Genomic DNA, 16,246 nt, shown 5'->3' on the forward strand with positions numbered 1-16,246 from the left:
GATCACAAAAAAGGCGCTATGCGCGCCCCCACCCAGCCACAATAATCAGCATGCCGCACAATGCCACCAGCGCGCCTGACCAGTCGTACAGGCTAAGTTTTACGCCGTCAACAATGCGTAGCCATAGCAGCGCTGTCACCACGTAAACTCCACCATAGGCCGCGTACACACGCCCGCTTGCTGCCGGATGCAGCGTCAGTAACCAGACGAATAAGGCCAGTGACATCCCGGCGGGTATCAGCAGCCAGGCCGTAGCCCCTCGCTTAAGCCAGAGCCAGGGTAAAAAGCAGCCAATGATTTCGCATAACGCGGTGATGAAAAAAAGGAATGTGGTCTTAAGCATTGATGTTATTCAGTTACCTTTGGTTTAACCATGATACGACAGAATGTCGTTAGCGTATCCATCTCCGCTGAGTGGGTATGCCCGCAAGCCAGAATAGTGTAGAATTTAGCCCTGTTTTATTGTTTTTTCCCTTTCCCATAAAAGGAATTCACCATGAATATTACACTGACCAAACGCCTGTGCCTGACGGCTATGCTGACGCTGGCTGCGGCTGTGTACACCTCTTCCGCATTTGCTGAAACCAGTAAACTGATCATTGAATCCGGGGACAGTGCGCAAAGTCGTCAACAGGCAGCAATGGAAAAGGAACAATGGAACGATACGCGTCAGCTACGCCAGAAGGTCAACAAGCGTGCAGAGAAAGAGTGGGACAAAACCGACGCTGCTTTCGATAGCCGTGATAAATGCGAACAGAGCGCTAATATTAATGCGTACTGGGAGCCCAACACCCTGCGCTGCCTCGACCGACGCACTGGCCGCACCGTTGCCCCATAATGATTGCACTTTGAAAGATATTGAAAGGATACGATATGACTAGCGCCCTCAGTGTTAAGCTGCGCCCGCTGGAGCGTGAAGATTTACGATTTGTCCATCAGCTTGATAACAACGCCAGCGTAATGCGTTACTGGTTTGAAGAACCTTACGAAGCATTTGTTGAGCTGTCAGATCTGTATGACAAGCATATCCACGACCAAAGCGAACGTCGCTTTGTTGTGGAATGCGACGGTGAAAAAGCCGGACTGGTGGAGCTGGTTGAAATTAACCATGTGCACCGCCGGGCAGAATTCCAGATCATTATTTCGCCGGAATATCAGGGCAAAGGTTTGGCTTCCCGGGCTGCTAAGCTGGCGATGGATTACGGCTTTACCGTACTTAACTTATATAAGCTGTATCTGATCGTTGATAAAGAGAACGAAAAAGCCATCCACATCTACCGTAAACTCGGCTTTATGGTCGAAGGCGAACTGATTCATGAATTCTTTATCAACGGCCAATACCGCAACACAATCCGCATGTGTATCTTCCAGCAGCAGTATCTGGCAGAACATAAAACGTCAGGTCCTAACCTGCTGCAACCTACCGCTCAGTAAAGACTGACTAATAGTAATCGATGGTGTTTTCAATCGAGTAATGGTGTTCAACTGCCGGCTTCACGCTCTCGTCAACGATAACAAGCTGGCAGTTGACCGGATTAGCATAGTCATCATACTTGCACGTTTGTTTTACATTACCTAACGGATGGTTATTGAGCAGGCTTACCGCGGTGTAATCCAGCTTCTTCAACGGGTCAACCGACGGTTTGGCATCAACCTGCAAGGTATTGTCCTTATTGATGGTGGTTTTACCCAGCGGGTAGCCTTCCGCATCATAGCGATATTGCACCTTCATCTCTTTTCCCGTGGCGGAAACGACAAAACCGTTATCGTCGGTATCCCATACCACGCCCGCCGCAGGCAGTTCTGCTAACTGACATTTACCCTGTAAGCGGATCCGTTTTTCCAGCGTTTTGGCGTCCCGGTAATAGTTAGCATCCAGGACCAGCGCCATGCCGGTATTGCTTTCAATATCATGCAATTCAAGCGTATCGAAGCACCCTTCCTGTGAGAGCGTACCGACAACGCGCTTGGTGACTTCACCTTTGTCATTAAGCAGCGTCTGGCTGAAATCTTTTACCGGCCCGCGCAGCGGATCGAAATCAAATTCATTGGAAAAACTGGCCATTTCCGGCGTAAAGGAATCCAGGCCTTTGGCGTTATCACACCCGGCCAACACGACGCACAGGAAACCTAACAAGATCTTTTTCTTCACATTTTTCACCGGGATAAGAAGATAATTCTCAATCATATTAGCAAATACAGTTATTTACACCAGAAATGCTAATCTTAGTCCAGGTCGATCATAAAGGAGCTGATGATGAAATACATAACAGGAATTGCCGCGCTCTTACTGGCCGTCGCGTCCCCGCAGGTTTTGGCGGCACCGGCGTCATGTGAACGCGTGAAAAGCGATATCGAACAGCGGATCATTAATAATGGCGTTGCTGAATCCAGCTTTACGCTGAACATTGTTCCCAACGATCAGGCCGATCAGCCTGATTCACTGGTCGTGGGACATTGTGCAAACGATACGCACAAAATTCTCTATACCCGAACCAACAGTGGCAACGCCCCTGCCAATAGCACCCCTGCCCAGGACGGGCACGTCGCCGAACCGCAATAAATCACGCCCTCCGTGCGCGGAGGGTCACTCCAGTTTGATATGCATTAAGATGACATACCCATAAGTGGGTAAACTCAAACCATTATTAGCATGCTATTAATTTCGTTATAGAAATTAATATATAGCGATAACTATAATGGGGTGAGTAATGTCAAAAACTGAGCAATATGGAGGCATTAGCCGCAGGACGTTAGTGAAATCCTCGGCAATCGGTTCGCTGGCGCTTGCCGCGGGTGGGCTGTCGTTACCTTTCGGAATGCGCACTGCCGCCGCAGCGGTACAGCAGGCGATACAACCCGTTGAAGAGAAGGTTGTCTGGAGTTCTTGTACCGTTAACTGTGGTAGTCGTTGTCTTTTACGTCTGCACGTTAAGGATGACTCCGTCTATTGGGTAGAGTCGGACACAACGGGCGATGATACCTACGGTAATCATCAGGTACGTGCCTGCTTGCGTGGCCGATCGATCCGTCGCCGTATGAATCACCCTGACCGCCTAAAATATCCAATGAAACGTGTAGGCAAGCGTGGAGAAGGAAAATTTGAAAGGATCACTTGGGATGAAGCACTGGACACCATTAGTGGTAATTTGAAGCGGATCCTGCAGGATTACGGTAACGAAGCGGTTCACGTGCTGTACGGTACAGGTGTAGATGGTGGGAATATTACTAACTCCAACGTCCCCTACCGCCTGATGAATTCTTGCGGCGGCTATTTGAGCCGCTACGGTAGTTATAGTACCGCGCAAATCAGCGCCGCAATGGGTTATATGTTTGGTGCTAACGACGGCAACAGTCCTGACGACATCGCCAATACAAAACTGGTCGTCATGTTTGGCAATAACCCTGCCGAAACCCGTATGAGCGGCGGCGGTGTAACCTGGTATGTTGAGCAAGCCCGCGAACGTTCTAACGCACGAATGATCGTTATCGATCCTCGATATAACGATACTGCCGCTGGTCGTGAAGATGAATGGCTGCCTATCCGACCAGGAACTGACGCTGCATTGGCTGCGGCGATCGCCTGGGTACTGATCACCGAAGATCTGATTGATAAACCTTTTCTTGATAAATACTGTGTCGGCTTCGATGAAACCACTCTTCCCGCCAGTGCACCGCGGAATGCACACTATAAAGCCTATATTTTAGGCGATGGACCAGACGGGATAGCCAAAACACCGGACTGGGCTTCCCACATTACCAGCATTCCGGCTGAGAAAATTATCCAGTTAGCGCGTGAAATCGGCGCAGCGAAACCCGCTTATATCTGCCAGGGTTGGGGACCGCAGCGTCACTCCAACGGTGAACAAACCGCTCGCGCGATTGCGATGCTCTCCGTTTTAACCGGCAATGTGGGGATAAACGGTGGTAATTCAGGGATGCGCGAAGGGACCTGGGATCTGGGCGTGGAATGGTTCTCCATGCTAGAAAACCCGGTTAAAACGCAGATATCAGTCTTTACCTGGACGGATGCTATTGATCATGGTGCAGAGATGACCGCGACCAAGGACGGTGTTCGCGGTAAAGATAAGCTGGACGTGCCTATCAAGTTTATCTGGTGTTATGCCAGCAATACGCTCATCAACCAGCATGGCAATATCGCGCATACCCATGATGTCTTACAGGATGACAGCAAGTGCGAAATGATCGTCGGTATTGAGCATTTTATGACTGCCTCCGCAAAATACTGCGACATTCTGCTACCTGACCTGATGCCAACTGAACAAGAAGATCTCATCTCACACGAGTCTGCCGGGAACATGGGCTATGTCATCCTTGGTCAACCTGCGACATCGCCAAAATTTGAACGTAAACCCATTTACTGGATGTTAAGTGAAGTCGCCAAACGTCTAGGTCCGGATGTATATCAAAAATTCACCGAGGGTCGTACGCAGCATGAATGGGTGAAATACCTGCATGCCAAGACCAAAGAGCGTAACCCGGAAATGCCGGATTACGACGAAATGAAAACGACAGGTATTTTCAAGAAAAAATGCCCCGAAGAACACTATGTTGCTTTCCGTTCTTTCAGAGAAGATCCTGGGGCTAACCCATTGAAAACGCCATCAGGGAAAATTGAGATTTACTCTGAACGGCTAGCAACCATTGCAGAAACATGGGAACTCAAAGACGATGAGATTGTTCATCCTCTTCCAGCTTATGCACCAGGCTTTGACGGTTGGGACGATCCTAAGCGCAAAACGTATCCATTGCAGCTCACGGGTTTCCACTATAAGGCGAGAACCCACTCCAGCTACGGCAATATCGATGTTTTACAGCAGGCTTGCCCGCAGGAGATCTGGATAAACCCCGTCGATGCCAGGACGCGCGGCATCCGTAATGGCGACACAGTTAGGGTGTTTAATAATATCGGCCAGATGCTGATCAGCGCGAAAGTCACACCGCGTATTTTGCCCGGCGTCACTGCCATCGGACAAGGAGCCTGGCTCAATGCCGATATGTTCGGCGACCAGATCGATCATGGTGGTTCCATAAATATTCTCACGTCGCATCGACCTTCTCCATTAGCGAAGGGGAATCCATCCCACAGTAATCTCGTTCAGGTTGAAAAGGCATAAGGACTAACCCATGACAACTCAGTATGGATTTTTTATTGATTCCAGCCGTTGCACGGGGTGTAAAACCTGCGAGCTGGCCTGCAAAGATTACAAGGATCTCACTCCCGACGTCAGTTTCCGGCGTATTTACGAATACGCTGGAGGCGACTGGCTGGAAGATAACGGCGTCTGGCAACAGAATGTCTTCGCCTATTACCTCTCCATTGCCTGTAACCACTGCGAAGATCCGGCCTGCACCAAGGTTTGCCCCAGCGGCGCTATGCATAAGCGTGAAGATGGTTTTGTGGTGGTGGATGAAGACATATGCATAGGCTGTCGCTACTGCCACATGGCCTGCCCGTACGGCGCACCGCAGTACAATGCCGCCAAAGGTCATATGACCAAGTGCGATGGCTGTCATGACCGCGTGGCCGACGGCAAAAAGCCCATCTGCGTCGAGTCCTGTCCGCTGCGCGCGCTGGACTTTGGTCCAATTGATGAGCTGCGCAAAAAGCACGGTGAACTGGCGGCGGTCGCTCCGCTGCCAGGTGCGCACTTCACCAAACCGAGCATTGTGATCAAACCCAACGCCAATAGCCGCCCGACCGGGGATATCACGGGTTATCTGGCGAATCCGCAGGAGGTGTAACATGGGCAATGGATGGCATGAATGGCCGCTGGTCCTGTTTACGGTGCTGGGCCAGTGCGTGGCCGGAGCGCTGATAGTGAGTGGCTATGGCTGGCTGACCGCTAAAGACGAGGTGGCAAAACAACGTATCGTGCGCAGCATGTTTTTTCTGTGGCTGGTGATGGGCATCGCCTTTCTCGCCTCGGTAATGCACCTGGGTTCGCCACTGCGCGCCTTTAACTCGCTGAACAGAGTTGGCGCATCTGCGCTGAGTAACGAAATCGCCAGTGGTTCACTGTTTTTCGCCGTCGGTGGCCTGTGGTGGCTGGTGGCGTTTCTCGGTAAAATGCCCGCAGTGTTAGGTAAAATCTGGCTGCTGGTGGGCATGCTGCTGGGTCTGGTATTTGTGCTGGCGATGACCAGCGTCTACCAGATAGACACTGTCCCGACCTGGTATAACGGCTACACTACGGTGGCATTTTTTATGACGATGTTGCTGAGCGGACCGCTGTTTGCGGCCCTGCTACTGCGTGCTGCGGGTGTTTCCTCTGGCACCGCCAGATTCGCCTACGTGAGCGTTTTGGCCCTACTGGTGATCGTGGCGGTTATTGTTCTGCAGGGACTGTCGCTCGGCGGGATCCACAGTTCGGTACAATCCGCCAGCGCGCTGGTTCCCGACTACGGAAGCTTGCAGGTCTGGCGCATCATTCTGCTGGCCGCCGGTCTGTGCTGCTGGATATGCCCGCTGATCCGTCGTAAAGCACCATCCGTCGGCGGCCTGGCGCTGGGCTTAGTGTTAGTCCTCGCCGGTGAAATCATTGGCCGCGGATTGTTTTACGGTTTACATATGACAGTCGGAATGGCTGTTGCAGGTTAACTTTCGGGTGCGGGGCACCCCGCACTGTTCAGGATTGTTTGCATGACCCATTTTTCGCAAGGTGACAACTTTTCTACCGCGGCGCGCGTACTCGGCGCACTGTTTTACTATGCGCCAGATAGCGCGGAAGCCTCTGCCTTAGTCAGCGCGTTAAGAGCCGATGGCTGGCAGGCGCAGTGGCCGCTCGATCAGGCAATGCTTTTCCCGCTGGCTGCACGGCTACAAGCCGAGGTCGATGAGCCTCTCCCGCAGGCCTGGCAACGCCTGTTTGTCGGTCCATATGCGCTACCCTCTCCGCCCTGGGGATCTGTCTGGCTGGATCGCGAAAACGTGTTGTTTGGCGACTCTACACTGGCACTCCGTCAGTGGATGCGGGACAACGGCATCCAGTTTGCCATGCAGCAAAATGAGCCAGAAGATCACTTTGGTTCACTGCTGTTGCTGACGGCCTGGCTTGCTGAAAATGAACGCCACACCGAGTGCGAACAACTGCTGGCCTGGCATCTGTTCCCGTGGTCATCCCGCTTCCTTGATGTGTTTATCGAAAAAGCTGATCATCCGTTTTACCAGGCGCTGGGGGAGCTGGCCCGTCTGACGCTGGCGCAATGGCAGTCGCAGTTACTGATCCCGATAGCCGATAAGCCACTTTTTCGTTAGTTTCACCACAGGCAGGATGTGTCCTGCCTGTGTAGCATCCTGTTGCGCACGCCGAGCTTTTGCTTCTGTTGCCAAATAGCCGCAAAATAAAGCGTCTGAAATTTCCTGTCTGGCCACTCATGCATCATTTACATGCTTATCCTGACCTGCGCGCCATGTTCCGCCGCCTGCTGATTGCTGCGCTGATTGGTATCCTTGCTGCGTTGGCCGTCGCAGGATTTCGCCACGCCATGCTCCTTCTTGAATGGTTGTTCCTGAGCAATGACACAGGGAGTCTGGTCAACGCGGCAACAAACCTTTCCCCTGTAAGACGCATGCTGACACCTGCGTTAGGAGGGCTGGCGGCGGGTTTGCTGCTTTGGGGATGGCAAACGTTCAACCGGTTACGCCCGCAGGCTCCCACTGATTACATGGAAGCCTTGCAAACTAACGGACAATTTGATGTCAGTGCAAGCCTGGTGAAATCGCTGGCCTCGTTACTGGTCGTCTCCAGCGGGAGTGCCATCGGGCGCGAAGGTGCCATGATTTTACTGGCAGCGCTGGCAGCCTCCAGCTTTGCTCAACGCTTCACCCCGCGCACAGAATGGAAGTTATGGATTGCCTGCGGAGCCGCTGCGGGTATGGCCGGAGCGTATCATGCCCCACTGGCGGGCAGTCTATTTATTGCTGAAGTGTTGTTTGGCACGTTGATCCTCGCGTCACTGGGACCGGTGGTGGTATCCGCCGTCGTCGCCTTGCTCACCACCAATATGCTGAGCGACAGCAATGCGCTGCTGTATGCCGTGCACTTCACACGGGAACTGCATGCGCTGGAATACGTCATGATCATCAGCATCGGTCTGGCTGCCGGCGTTTGCGGACCGCTATTCATGTGGCTGATGACCGCCAGCCATAATGGGTTTTTGCGCTTAAAACTCTCGCCCCCGTGGCAACTGACGCTTGGCGGGCTGATCGTTGGCCTGCTGTCATTGCTCACGCCTGCGGTCTGGGGTAACGGCTACAGCGTGGTGCAGTCATATTTACTCTCCCCACCGCTGCTGGCCGTGGTGAGCGGGATCTTCATCTGCAAATTACTGGCGGTGCTTGCCAGCAGTGGTTCCGGTGCGCCTGGCGGTGTGTTTACGCCAACGCTGTTTGTCGGTCTTTCGGTGGGTATGCTGCTGGGACGAGTGTGGGGATTATGGCTTCCGGGTCCGGATGAGATTGCCATTCTGCTGGGATTAACGGGGATGGCCACGCTGCTGGCAGCGACCACGCATGCGCCAATAATGTCGACACTGATGGTTTGTGAAATGACCGGGGAGTATCGTCTGCTCCCCGGGTTGCTGATTGCCTGTGTGGTGGCGTCTGTGCTGTCGCGAACGTTACGCCAGGACTCTATCTACCGACAACACGCTGCCGAGCATTGACAGACGGATGTACTGAGACAGCTCGCGCTGCTCTGCGCGAGGCAGATAAGGCAGTTCACCAATCAGCGGTGCGGGTAATTTTTTGCCCAGCACATCAATGATTTCCGCATAATGCGCTAGCCCCGGGTTGATTCGGTTCGCGACCCAGCCAATCAAAGGCAGTCCGTCGCTGGCAATCGCCTGTGCGGTGAGGATGGCATGATTAATACAGCCTTCCTGGATACCCACCACCATCAGCACCGGCAGTTGTTCCTGCACCACCCATTCAGATAACGGACGCAGATCGTTCATCAGGCTCCGCCAGCCTCCGGTGCCTTCCACGACAACGTGATCCACTTTTTCGCTGAGGCTTGCGAGGCCGTTGGATAACAGGGTGTAATTGACCGGACCACTATGCGCTACGCTGCTTTCATCCTCACTCAACGCAATCGGGTTGACCGCCTCGTAGGGCAGTTCGATAGTGGACACGCTTTGCAGCACCAGCGCATCTTTGTTGCGCAGACCTTCAGGTGTCTCTTTGCTTCCTTTGGCCACGGGTTTGTAACCCGCAACGCTTTTACCCCCTGACGCTAACGCTTGTAGTAATGCGCGGGAAACCACGGTCTTCCCAACAGAAGTGTCTGTACCTGTAATAAAGAAACGCTTCAGCATCACTAACTCCACCGTTATGCTTTGAAAATATAAGTCAGGAAAATAATACAGTGGAGAAAGTCTAAGGTATGACGACGAGAATCGGCTTGAGATAGCGCAATTTTTCGTACAACAGTTAAAAAATGTTAACCCTGTAATAGACGAATCAACAAAGAACCGTTATACATCGCGTCCTTCACGAGCGCCGCCCCTGCCATCGTCCCTTGATTGGTGAACTGCGTACTTTCGACGACAATATGCTGACTGTAGGCCGGGAGCGCTTGCTGACGAATGCTGTCAGCAATAGTGGGAAACAAAATATCCGCCGCTTTACTGAGCGGAGAACCAATCAATATCTTTTGCGGGTTGAACAAATTCACCATGATGGCCAGAATGCGTCCGACATGGGTCCCGACGCCGCTAATGATATCTTTCGCCAATAAATCCCCCTGCATCGCCGCCAGACACAGCGCGTCTACCGTTAACGGTTGCCCGTGTAGAGAAGAACTCATTGACTGCTTCAAGCGTACCTGTGCCAGTTCGAGCACGCTGTCGACGCTGGCGATCGTTTCCAGGCAACCATGGTTGCCGCAATAGCAGCGTTTGCCGTAGGGGTCCACCTGGGTATGACCAATTTCCACCAGGCTACTGCTGCCGGCATGCAGTAGATGACCGTCGGTGATTACTCCGGCCCCCACGTTATGATCGATCACCACCTGAATGACGTCGCGCGCGCCGCGCGATGCGCCAAAAAGCGCCTCGGCCATAGTCCATGCGCTGATATCATGCTGAATATAGACCGGCACGCCGGTATGATTTTCAAGCGCTTCACCCAGCGGCATCTCTTTGACATCGTCGTAGAATGGCATGCGATGAACGATACCGTTTTCAGTATCAATAATGCCGGGTAAGGTAATGGCGATGGAGGTTAAGCGTTCCAGCTTTTGCTGGTGGCGGATGAAAAACTGATCGACCTGGTTAATAACGCGTTCCAGCAATGGTGTTTCACTGACCAGCGGCATTTCAAGACAATCTTCAACCACCAGTTTGCTGCTCAAATCGCGCAGCGCCAGAAAGATCTCGCCGCGACTGATACGAATGGATAAATAGTGCCAGGCTTCCGTTTCCACAACCAGCCCAACGGCCGGACGTCCACGACTGCCCGCTTCCTTGATTTCCAACTCTTGCACCAGGTGCGCTTCGAGCATTTCGCGGACAATTTTAGTAATACTGGCAGGCGCCAATTGTGCCAGGCGAGAGAGATCAATACGCGATACCGGACCCAGCTGATCAATCAGGCGATAAACCGCGCCCGCATTGGTCTGCTTAATTTGATCGATATGCCCAGGCTGACTATCAGCAACCACCACTTACTCCCTTTATTTTCGCGCTCCGAAATAATCTGCGGGCTATGGTGAAGCACTTCAATGGCTTCCGTCAACTTTTTACTTAGCCTTGTGATTTACTGCACATTTTCGCCCATTTTTAAACTAAATTAATCGCCTGAACGGCCGCCAGCAGTTGCTCGCGAAAGCGTTGCGCGGCGTGACTTTGCTCATGATGTTTTGGCCACACTAGCCACATTTCCGAAACGGCATCGTCTTCCGCTATCGGGATCCAACACATTTCATACAATTGCACCCGTTTAAAGGAAGCGGGAAGAATGGAAACGCCTAATCCTGCGGCCACCAGCCCGATGATAGTCATCGCCTCACCAACCTCCTGAGTGATAGTCGGCTTCAGTCCATAGCGACGCATGAGGCCAAGAATATCGTCATACAACCCCGTCCCCACATGCGGATCAAAAAAGACAAATGGCTCATTGGCCAACTCCGCCAATGTGACCACCGGCTTTTGCGCCAGCGGATGCGCGCGCGGGATCATCGCCATCAGCGGCTCATGCAGAATGATTTCACGCTCCAGCGTTTCCGGAAGCTGCGTGTTGCGCAGAAGTCCCAAATCCAGCGTTCCTTCATTGAGCGGGGCAATTTGCTCGCGCGTGTTCATTTCACGGGTTTGCATATGTACAGCGGGGTAGCTCTGGCGAAAGAGGGATAACGTATCTGAAACCGCTTTGATAAACGGTGCCGATGACGTAAAGCCAATACGCAATTCCCCCGCTTCTCCCAGATGCAGGCGCTCAGCCCTGGCAGCGGCCTCATTAACCAGCCCCAGGATCTGCCGACTGTCTGCCAGAAACTGCTTTCCGGCAGAGGTCAGCGCCACGCTGCGGTTAGTGCGCGCCAGAAGTCGGGCGCCGACCTGCTGCTCGAGGATCTGGATTTGCTGGCTCAGCGGCGGTTGCGAAATATTCAGCCGTGCCGCCGCCCGGCCAAAATGCAATTCTTCGGCAACCGCAACAAAGTAACGTAGATGACGCAGCTCGATATTCATATTTTTAAGATATCATTTGAGATTATTAATATATTAGACAGAATAATGCGATTTTCATACTCTTAAAGCTAGTCATGTAGAGGTAATTGATTGAGCAAGGATTTCAAGTGAGCCGTACAACCACTGTCGATACTGCGCCGACAAGCGATGTTGATGAACCGAGAGTTACCCCGCCGGATAGTTTTATCAAACGCGGAACATCCCCATTTATGCGCGTCACGCTGGCGCTGTTTTCTGCCGGACTGGCGACATTTGCTCTCCTCTATTGTGTGCAACCCATACTGCCAGTGCTCTCGCACGAGTTTGGGGTCTCTCCCGCCAGCAGCAGTATTTCGCTTTCCATCTCAACGGCGATGCTCGCGATCGGTTTACTGATTACCGGTCCACTTTCCGATGCGATAGGCCGTAAGCCGGTGATGGTTACCGCCCTGCTGCTCGCGTCCTGCTGTACGTTGCTTTCGACGATGATGACCAGCTGGCACGGTATTTTAATCATGCGTGCGCTGATAGGTCTTTCGCTCAGCGGCGTGGCGGCAGTGGGAATGACCTATCTGAGCGAGGAAATACATCCCAGCTTCGTCGCCTTCTCAATGGGCTTATATATCAGCGGTAACTCGATTGGTGGTATGAGTGGCCGTTTGATAAGCGGCGTGTTTACCGACTTTTTTAACTGGCGTATCGCGCTGGCGGCGATCGGTTGTTTTGCCCTCGCCTCCGCGCTGATGTTCTGGAAAATCTTGCCGGAATCTCGTCATTTCAGACCAACGTCGCTACGACCGAAAACGTTGTTTATCAACTTTCGTTTGCACTGGCGCGACAGAGGGTTGCCGCTGCTGTTTGCGGAAGGTTTTTTACTGATGGGGTCGTTTGTCACGCTGTTTAATTACATCGGCTACCGTCTGATGCTCTCGCCGTGGGAACTCAGCCAGGCGGTTGTCGGTCTGTTGTCCGTGGCCTATCTGACCGGGACCTGGAGCTCACCGAAAGCGGGGTCGATGACCACCCGCTATGGACGTGGTCCGGTAATGCTCTTTTCAACCGGCGTGATGCTGGTTGGACTGTTGATGACCCTGTTCACATCACTGTGGCTGATCTTCGCCGGGATGCTGCTCTTTTCAGCCGGGTTCTTTGCTGCGCACTCTGTGGCAAGCAGTTGGATTGGACCACGGGCAAAACGCGCTAAAGGCCAGGCATCTTCCCTGTATCTGTTCAGCTATTATCTGGGTTCCAGTATTGCCGGTACGCTGGGTGGCGTATTCTGGCACAGCTACGGCTGGAACGGCGTGGGCGGATTTATCGCCCTGATGCTGGTGCTGGCGTTGCTGGTCGGTGCACGTCTGCACCATCGTCTGCACGTATAATCCACGATGCCCGGGTTCCGGGCATCGCCTTCATCAACCAGGCTGTAACGTCTGAGCACCCATTTGCAGGGCAATAACCGTCCCGTTCATCGCTATATGCAGCATAACCGGCATCAGCAGGCCGTTGCTTTTCAGTCTGGCGATGATCAAAACCTGCGACACAAGAAACAGCATCAGCAACGTGCGCAGATCCACATACTGGGTATGCATGATGGCAAAAATGACCGATACCACCACCGACGACAGCCAGGTTTTATTATTGAACCAATACTGGAATGCGTTGAATAAACAGCCCCTGAAAACAATCTCTTCATACACTGGCGCAATAAATATCAGGGTCAGAGTGGATAACCACAGCGCGTAGCTGTTTAGGGATATCTGGCTGGTCACCCACGCTTCGGTTTGTCTGAGGCCCAGAAACCATGGCAGGATAAGCTGAATAAACAGCAGCGCCACGAACAAAATGACAAACCATCTGGCGTTGAAAATTCCCTTTCCCAGCCCCTCTCTTTTTCTGAAGAAGAAGTAATACAGCGGGACCAGCACGACAAATTCCAGCGCAAACAGCAGCGGAAAAAGTAGCCCTTTGGCAAGCAGAACCTGGCTGGCGGGGAAAAACAACGGAATAAACGTGAGGCCAAACATCAGCAAAAACATGGTAAAACAGCCAGCAACCGCTTTGGTCCTGACGATATACAGGTTGTCGGCATCCTGTGACATACGATCTCCTTGCGCTAATCAAAGATAACTTGATGAATTATCAATATATGATAAAAATTCTCATTATCACTGACAACCTACCAACTTTTACGCAATGCCCACGGTTTACAACGCGTATAGCGTTACAGACTCTTTTCAGCGGAACATTCTCATCAGCTACTCAGTGGGGATTCCGCCAGCGGCAACGAAAAACGGAAACAGGCCCCTGCCGTTGAATTAATCAGGCGGATATCTCCCCCATGCAGTTCGAGCATTCTGCGCACGATCAGTAAGCCCAGACCACCACGCTCAGCCCGCTGCTCACGGGGTAGTAACGCCGTCGGGCGCTGAAATAATACTTCGCGAACAGCCTCTTCGACGCCAGGCCCGCTGTCCTGCACTTCTGCTAACAAGCGGTCTTCCTCACGCCAGACTTTTAGCCACACTTCGCCCCCGTCAGGCGTATGACGAATAGCGTTATCCAGCAAATTCGTGACGATTCTTTCCATCATCGATAAATCGGCATTCACCAGCGGTAACGGACCAATTACGTCTAGGTGCAACTGCAAATGACGCGTGGCAACAGGTAGATCAAATTTCTGTGCCACATCCTGGATCAGCTCGCCAATAGCAAAACGTTCACGCTGTGGTTTTATGCCGCCATGCTCAAGTCTCGCCAGCTCAAAAAGCTGTTGTGACAGATGGCGAACCTTATGCCCCTGGCGCAGTGCAATGCTTAGATAATGCCGGTTTTCCTCCGGCGTCATCGTATCGGCTTTCAGCGACAGCATTTCCAGATACCCCAGCAGTGAAGTGAGCGGCGTACGTAAATCGTGCGAAATATTGGCGATAAACTCTCTGCGCTGACGATCGCTGTCAGCTAATAAATCCCATTGGTGGGCAATTTTCTGTGCTAACTCAATAAATGCATTGTTCAGCAACGCAATTTCATTCGCCGGAGCTAAATCGGGCTTTTTCTGCGCCAACTGTTTGATGACGCTAATGCTGTCCTGCTCCAGATTAACCACCTGACCGGTCAGCCTTTTCACCGGATTCGTCACCCATCTCCACACCAGGTACCCCGCGATTGCACCGGCTAATAAAACCAGTATTAACGTCCCGGTCACGGTGTTCCAAAGCGTTTTTTGCCAGGCGGCATTCGCCAATATATTGAGATCTTCGCCCTGGAGAATAATGTATAAATAGCCATGCAGCTTGCCGTTAAATAAAACTGGCGCGGCGCTGAATACCTTTTGCAGGCTGCTGCGCGGATCATTGCCATAGACGGGCAACTCGTCCGAATTAAGGAAAACCTGAATCGGCTGTACGCTAATGTTCTGGCGCTGTATATGCCCAGGCGGAGCGGCATCAGCAAGTATCTCGCCTGACGGTGAAACCAGATACAGCTCCACGCTTGGGTTTAGCGTCATCAGGTGATTGAACAGTCCTTTTAAGGTCTGCCGATTAACCTGCCCGCTGGCATCAATAAGCGACTCACTTTTGACAATTTTGCTTGCCAATTCCAGCGAGAGCCTTTGCACCATGGCGTCGCCATACTGTTTACTGCTGCGGATCTGGACAACGCTGACCGCAACCGCGCAAATCAACATAATAGCGGTAAAGACTAGGGTCAGACGCTGGCTCAGCGACAATCGATAAATCATGGTTGATGCTCCGCGTTAACCGCAGCAAGCTTATAGCCTCGTCCCCACACGGTAAGAATAATTTCCGGCTCCGCAGCATCTTTTTCAATTTTGGTGCGCAGGCGATTAATATGACTGTTCACCGTATGCTCATATCCTTCGTGCTGGTAGCCCCACACCTGGTCTAACAACGCCTGACGCGAAAAGACCTCCCCGGGATGGCGGGCGAAAAAATAGAGCAGATCGAATTCACGCGGCGTTAAATCGAGGGATTTACCCTGCAGGCGGACTTCCCGGGCTAATGGATCAATCTCCACACCATGGACGGTGATAATCCCCGCCTCCATACGCAGGTTCTGACTCATCGCCTCCTGACGGCGAAACAACGCCTTCACCCGGGCCATCAATTCCAGCACCGAGAAAGGTTTGGCTAAATAATCATCGGCGCCCATTTCCAGCCCCAGTACGCGGTGAGTTTCACTGGTGCGAGCGCTGATAATAATGACAGGTAGATAGAAACTCATTTGCCGAATGCGACGACATATCTCCAGGCCGTCCACGCCCGGCAGCATTAAATCGAGGATAACGGCATCCCAGACATGCTTCTCCAGTAGCTCGACCGCACGTGCCCCATCAGCCTCATGAATAATTTCGTACCCCTCATCCTTCAGGCTAAGTTGCAAAAGTGAGGCGATATCGCTGTCATCTTCCACCAAAAATATCTTTTTCGCGCCTGCCATCAGTGTCATCCCCCTCTCGTCATGCTGAAAGCTTACCTCAGGCAAGGGGCGGAAGTTATCACAAAATTTTTAACTTTTCGTGAGGAATCAG

The 16,246-nt window shown here is 52.3% G+C and carries 17 protein-coding genes; 9 read left to right on the top strand and 8 right to left on the bottom strand.

Annotated elements, in window-relative coordinates; translation table 11 throughout:
• Positions 1 to 16: 16 nt before the first annotated feature.
• Positions 17 to 343, bottom strand: a complete 327-nt coding sequence (locus HVZ39_RS13345) for a YnfA family protein (protein WP_016153055.1) — start codon at positions 341 to 343, stop codon at positions 17 to 19.
• 153 nt (positions 344 to 496) lie between these two features.
• Between HVZ39_RS13345 and HVZ39_RS13350 the strand changes: the two genes are divergently transcribed.
• Both HVZ39_RS13350 and speG read left to right on the top strand, forming a co-directional pair.
• On the top strand, positions 497 to 838 hold the full coding sequence (locus HVZ39_RS13350) for a DUF1283 family protein (RefSeq protein WP_016153054.1): 342 nt from the start codon (positions 497 to 499) through the stop codon (positions 836 to 838).
• 35 nt (positions 839 to 873) lie between these two features.
• Positions 874 to 1,434 (top strand): spermidine N1-acetyltransferase, encoded by a 561-nt coding sequence (gene speG / locus HVZ39_RS13355; protein WP_006684613.1) that lies wholly within the window; start codon positions 874 to 876, stop codon positions 1,432 to 1,434.
• Positions 1,435 to 1,441: 7 nt separating this feature from the next.
• Here speG and HVZ39_RS13360 read toward each other — a convergent pair whose 3' ends face one another.
• The gene (locus HVZ39_RS13360) at positions 1,442 to 2,152 is read right to left on the bottom strand and encodes a YnfC family lipoprotein (RefSeq protein WP_181628646.1); all 711 of its coding nucleotides are present in this window, start codon (positions 2,150 to 2,152) and stop codon (positions 1,442 to 1,444) included.
• A 102-nt stretch (positions 2,153 to 2,254) separates the two neighbouring features.
• On the opposite strand from HVZ39_RS13360, the gene HVZ39_RS13365 reads away from it, so the two are divergent.
• The 6 genes from HVZ39_RS13365 (at position 2,255) to clcB (ending at position 8,688) form a co-directional block, all read left to right on the top strand.
• Complete coding sequence (locus HVZ39_RS13365; RefSeq protein WP_085951053.1) at positions 2,255 to 2,563, top strand: DUF1161 domain-containing protein; 309 nt, start codon at positions 2,255 to 2,257, stop codon at positions 2,561 to 2,563.
• Positions 2,564 to 2,711: 148 nt separating this feature from the next.
• Positions 2,712 to 5,138, top strand: a complete 2,427-nt coding sequence (ynfF, locus tag HVZ39_RS13370; RefSeq protein ID WP_181628648.1) for a selenate/tellurate reductase subunit YnfF — start codon at positions 2,712 to 2,714, stop codon at positions 5,136 to 5,138.
• Between the two features lie 10 nt (positions 5,139 to 5,148).
• A complete protein-coding gene (locus HVZ39_RS13375) occupies positions 5,149 to 5,766 on the top strand; it encodes a DMSO/selenate family reductase complex B subunit (RefSeq protein ID WP_049281795.1) in 618 nt (205 codons plus the stop codon).
• Position 5,767: 1 nt separating this feature from the next.
• Complete coding sequence (locus HVZ39_RS13380; RefSeq protein WP_181632526.1) at positions 5,768 to 6,622, top strand: dimethyl sulfoxide reductase anchor subunit family protein; 855 nt, start codon at positions 5,768 to 5,770, stop codon at positions 6,620 to 6,622.
• A 42-nt stretch (positions 6,623 to 6,664) separates the two neighbouring features.
• On the top strand, positions 6,665 to 7,279 hold the full coding sequence (dmsD, locus tag HVZ39_RS13385; protein WP_016153048.1) for a Tat proofreading chaperone DmsD: 615 nt from the start codon (positions 6,665 to 6,667) through the stop codon (positions 7,277 to 7,279).
• Positions 7,280 to 7,398: 119 nt separating this feature from the next.
• Positions 7,399 to 8,688: a voltage-gated ClC-type chloride channel ClcB gene (clcB, locus tag HVZ39_RS13390; protein ID WP_181632527.1), complete on the top strand. Its 1,290-nt coding sequence runs from the start codon at positions 7,399 to 7,401 to the stop codon at positions 8,686 to 8,688.
• Here clcB and bioD read toward each other — a convergent pair.
• The 3 genes from bioD to HVZ39_RS13405 all read right to left on the bottom strand — a co-directional run bounded on the left by bioD (position 8,644) and on the right by HVZ39_RS13405 (position 11,712).
• Positions 8,644 to 9,339: a dethiobiotin synthase gene (gene bioD / locus HVZ39_RS13395; protein ID WP_016153046.1), complete on the bottom strand. Its 696-nt coding sequence runs from the start codon at positions 9,337 to 9,339 to the stop codon at positions 8,644 to 8,646. The genes clcB and bioD overlap by 45 nt on opposite strands.
• 125 nt (positions 9,340 to 9,464) lie before the next feature.
• The gene (gene mlc, locus HVZ39_RS13400) at positions 9,465 to 10,685 is read right to left on the bottom strand and encodes a sugar metabolism global transcriptional regulator Mlc (RefSeq protein WP_181632528.1); all 1,221 of its coding nucleotides are present in this window, start codon (positions 10,683 to 10,685) and stop codon (positions 9,465 to 9,467) included.
• A 118-nt stretch (positions 10,686 to 10,803) separates the two neighbouring features.
• Positions 10,804 to 11,712 carry a LysR family transcriptional regulator gene (locus HVZ39_RS13405; RefSeq protein WP_047358410.1) on the bottom strand — a complete coding sequence of 303 codons (909 nt, stop codon included), beginning with the start codon at positions 11,710 to 11,712 and terminating at the stop codon, positions 10,804 to 10,806.
• A 107-nt stretch (positions 11,713 to 11,819) separates the two neighbouring features.
• Here HVZ39_RS13405 and HVZ39_RS13410 point away from each other — a divergent pair, with 107 nt between their 5' ends.
• Positions 11,820 to 13,073 (top strand): MFS transporter, encoded by a 1,254-nt coding sequence (locus HVZ39_RS13410; protein ID WP_181632529.1) that lies wholly within the window; start codon positions 11,820 to 11,822, stop codon positions 13,071 to 13,073.
• A 33-nt stretch (positions 13,074 to 13,106) separates the two neighbouring features.
• On the opposite strand, the gene HVZ39_RS13415 is transcribed toward HVZ39_RS13410, so the two are convergent.
• The 3 genes from HVZ39_RS13415 to HVZ39_RS13425 form a co-directional block, all read right to left on the bottom strand.
• A complete protein-coding gene (locus HVZ39_RS13415) occupies positions 13,107 to 13,793 on the bottom strand; it encodes a CPBP family intramembrane glutamic endopeptidase (RefSeq protein WP_181632530.1) in 687 nt (228 codons plus the stop codon).
• A gap of 152 nt (positions 13,794 to 13,945) precedes the next feature.
• Complete coding sequence (locus HVZ39_RS13420; protein WP_181632531.1) at positions 13,946 to 15,436, bottom strand: ATP-binding protein; 1,491 nt, start codon at positions 15,434 to 15,436, stop codon at positions 13,946 to 13,948.
• The gene (locus HVZ39_RS13425) at positions 15,433 to 16,155 is read right to left on the bottom strand and encodes a response regulator transcription factor (RefSeq protein ID WP_016153040.1); all 723 of its coding nucleotides are present in this window, start codon (positions 16,153 to 16,155) and stop codon (positions 15,433 to 15,435) included. Before HVZ39_RS13425 ends, HVZ39_RS13420 begins: the two co-directional genes overlap by 4 nt.
• Positions 16,156 to 16,246 lie beyond the last annotated feature (91 nt).

This window comes from Citrobacter sp. RHB35-C21 (assembly GCF_013816515.1).
Classification (GTDB): Bacteria; Pseudomonadota; Gammaproteobacteria; order Enterobacterales; family Enterobacteriaceae; genus Citrobacter; species Citrobacter braakii.

Excerpts from the sequence above, each read along its gene's own strand:
- HVZ39_RS13345 (WP_016153055.1), bottom strand. The coding sequence starts at position 343 with ATGCTTAAGACCACATTCCTTTTTTTCATCACCGCGTTATGCGAAATC.
- HVZ39_RS13350 (WP_016153054.1), top strand. The coding sequence starts at position 497 with ATGAATATTACACTGACCAAACGCCTGTGCCTGACGGCTATGCTGACG.
- speG (WP_006684613.1), top strand. The coding sequence starts at position 874 with ATGACTAGCGCCCTCAGTGTTAAGCTGCGCCCGCTGGAGCGTGAAGAT.
- HVZ39_RS13365 (WP_085951053.1), top strand. The coding sequence starts at position 2,255 with ATGATGAAATACATAACAGGAATTGCCGCGCTCTTACTGGCCGTCGCG.
- ynfF (WP_181628648.1), top strand. The coding sequence starts at position 2,712 with ATGTCAAAAACTGAGCAATATGGAGGCATTAGCCGCAGGACGTTAGTG.
- HVZ39_RS13375 (WP_049281795.1), top strand. The coding sequence starts at position 5,149 with ATGACAACTCAGTATGGATTTTTTATTGATTCCAGCCGTTGCACGGGG.
- HVZ39_RS13380 (WP_181632526.1), top strand. The coding sequence starts at position 5,768 with ATGGGCAATGGATGGCATGAATGGCCGCTGGTCCTGTTTACGGTGCTG.
- dmsD (WP_016153048.1), top strand. The coding sequence starts at position 6,665 with ATGACCCATTTTTCGCAAGGTGACAACTTTTCTACCGCGGCGCGCGTA.
- clcB (WP_181632527.1), top strand. The coding sequence starts at position 7,399 with ATGCATCATTTACATGCTTATCCTGACCTGCGCGCCATGTTCCGCCGC.
- bioD (WP_016153046.1), bottom strand. The coding sequence starts at position 9,339 with ATGCTGAAGCGTTTCTTTATTACAGGTACAGACACTTCTGTTGGGAAG.
- HVZ39_RS13405 (WP_047358410.1), bottom strand. The coding sequence starts at position 11,712 with ATGAATATCGAGCTGCGTCATCTACGTTACTTTGTTGCGGTTGCCGAA.
- HVZ39_RS13415 (WP_181632530.1), bottom strand. The coding sequence starts at position 13,793 with ATGTCACAGGATGCCGACAACCTGTATATCGTCAGGACCAAAGCGGTT.
- HVZ39_RS13420 (WP_181632531.1), bottom strand. The coding sequence starts at position 15,436 with ATGATTTATCGATTGTCGCTGAGCCAGCGTCTGACCCTAGTCTTTACC.
- HVZ39_RS13425 (WP_016153040.1), bottom strand. The coding sequence starts at position 16,155 with ATGGCAGGCGCGAAAAAGATATTTTTGGTGGAAGATGACAGCGATATC.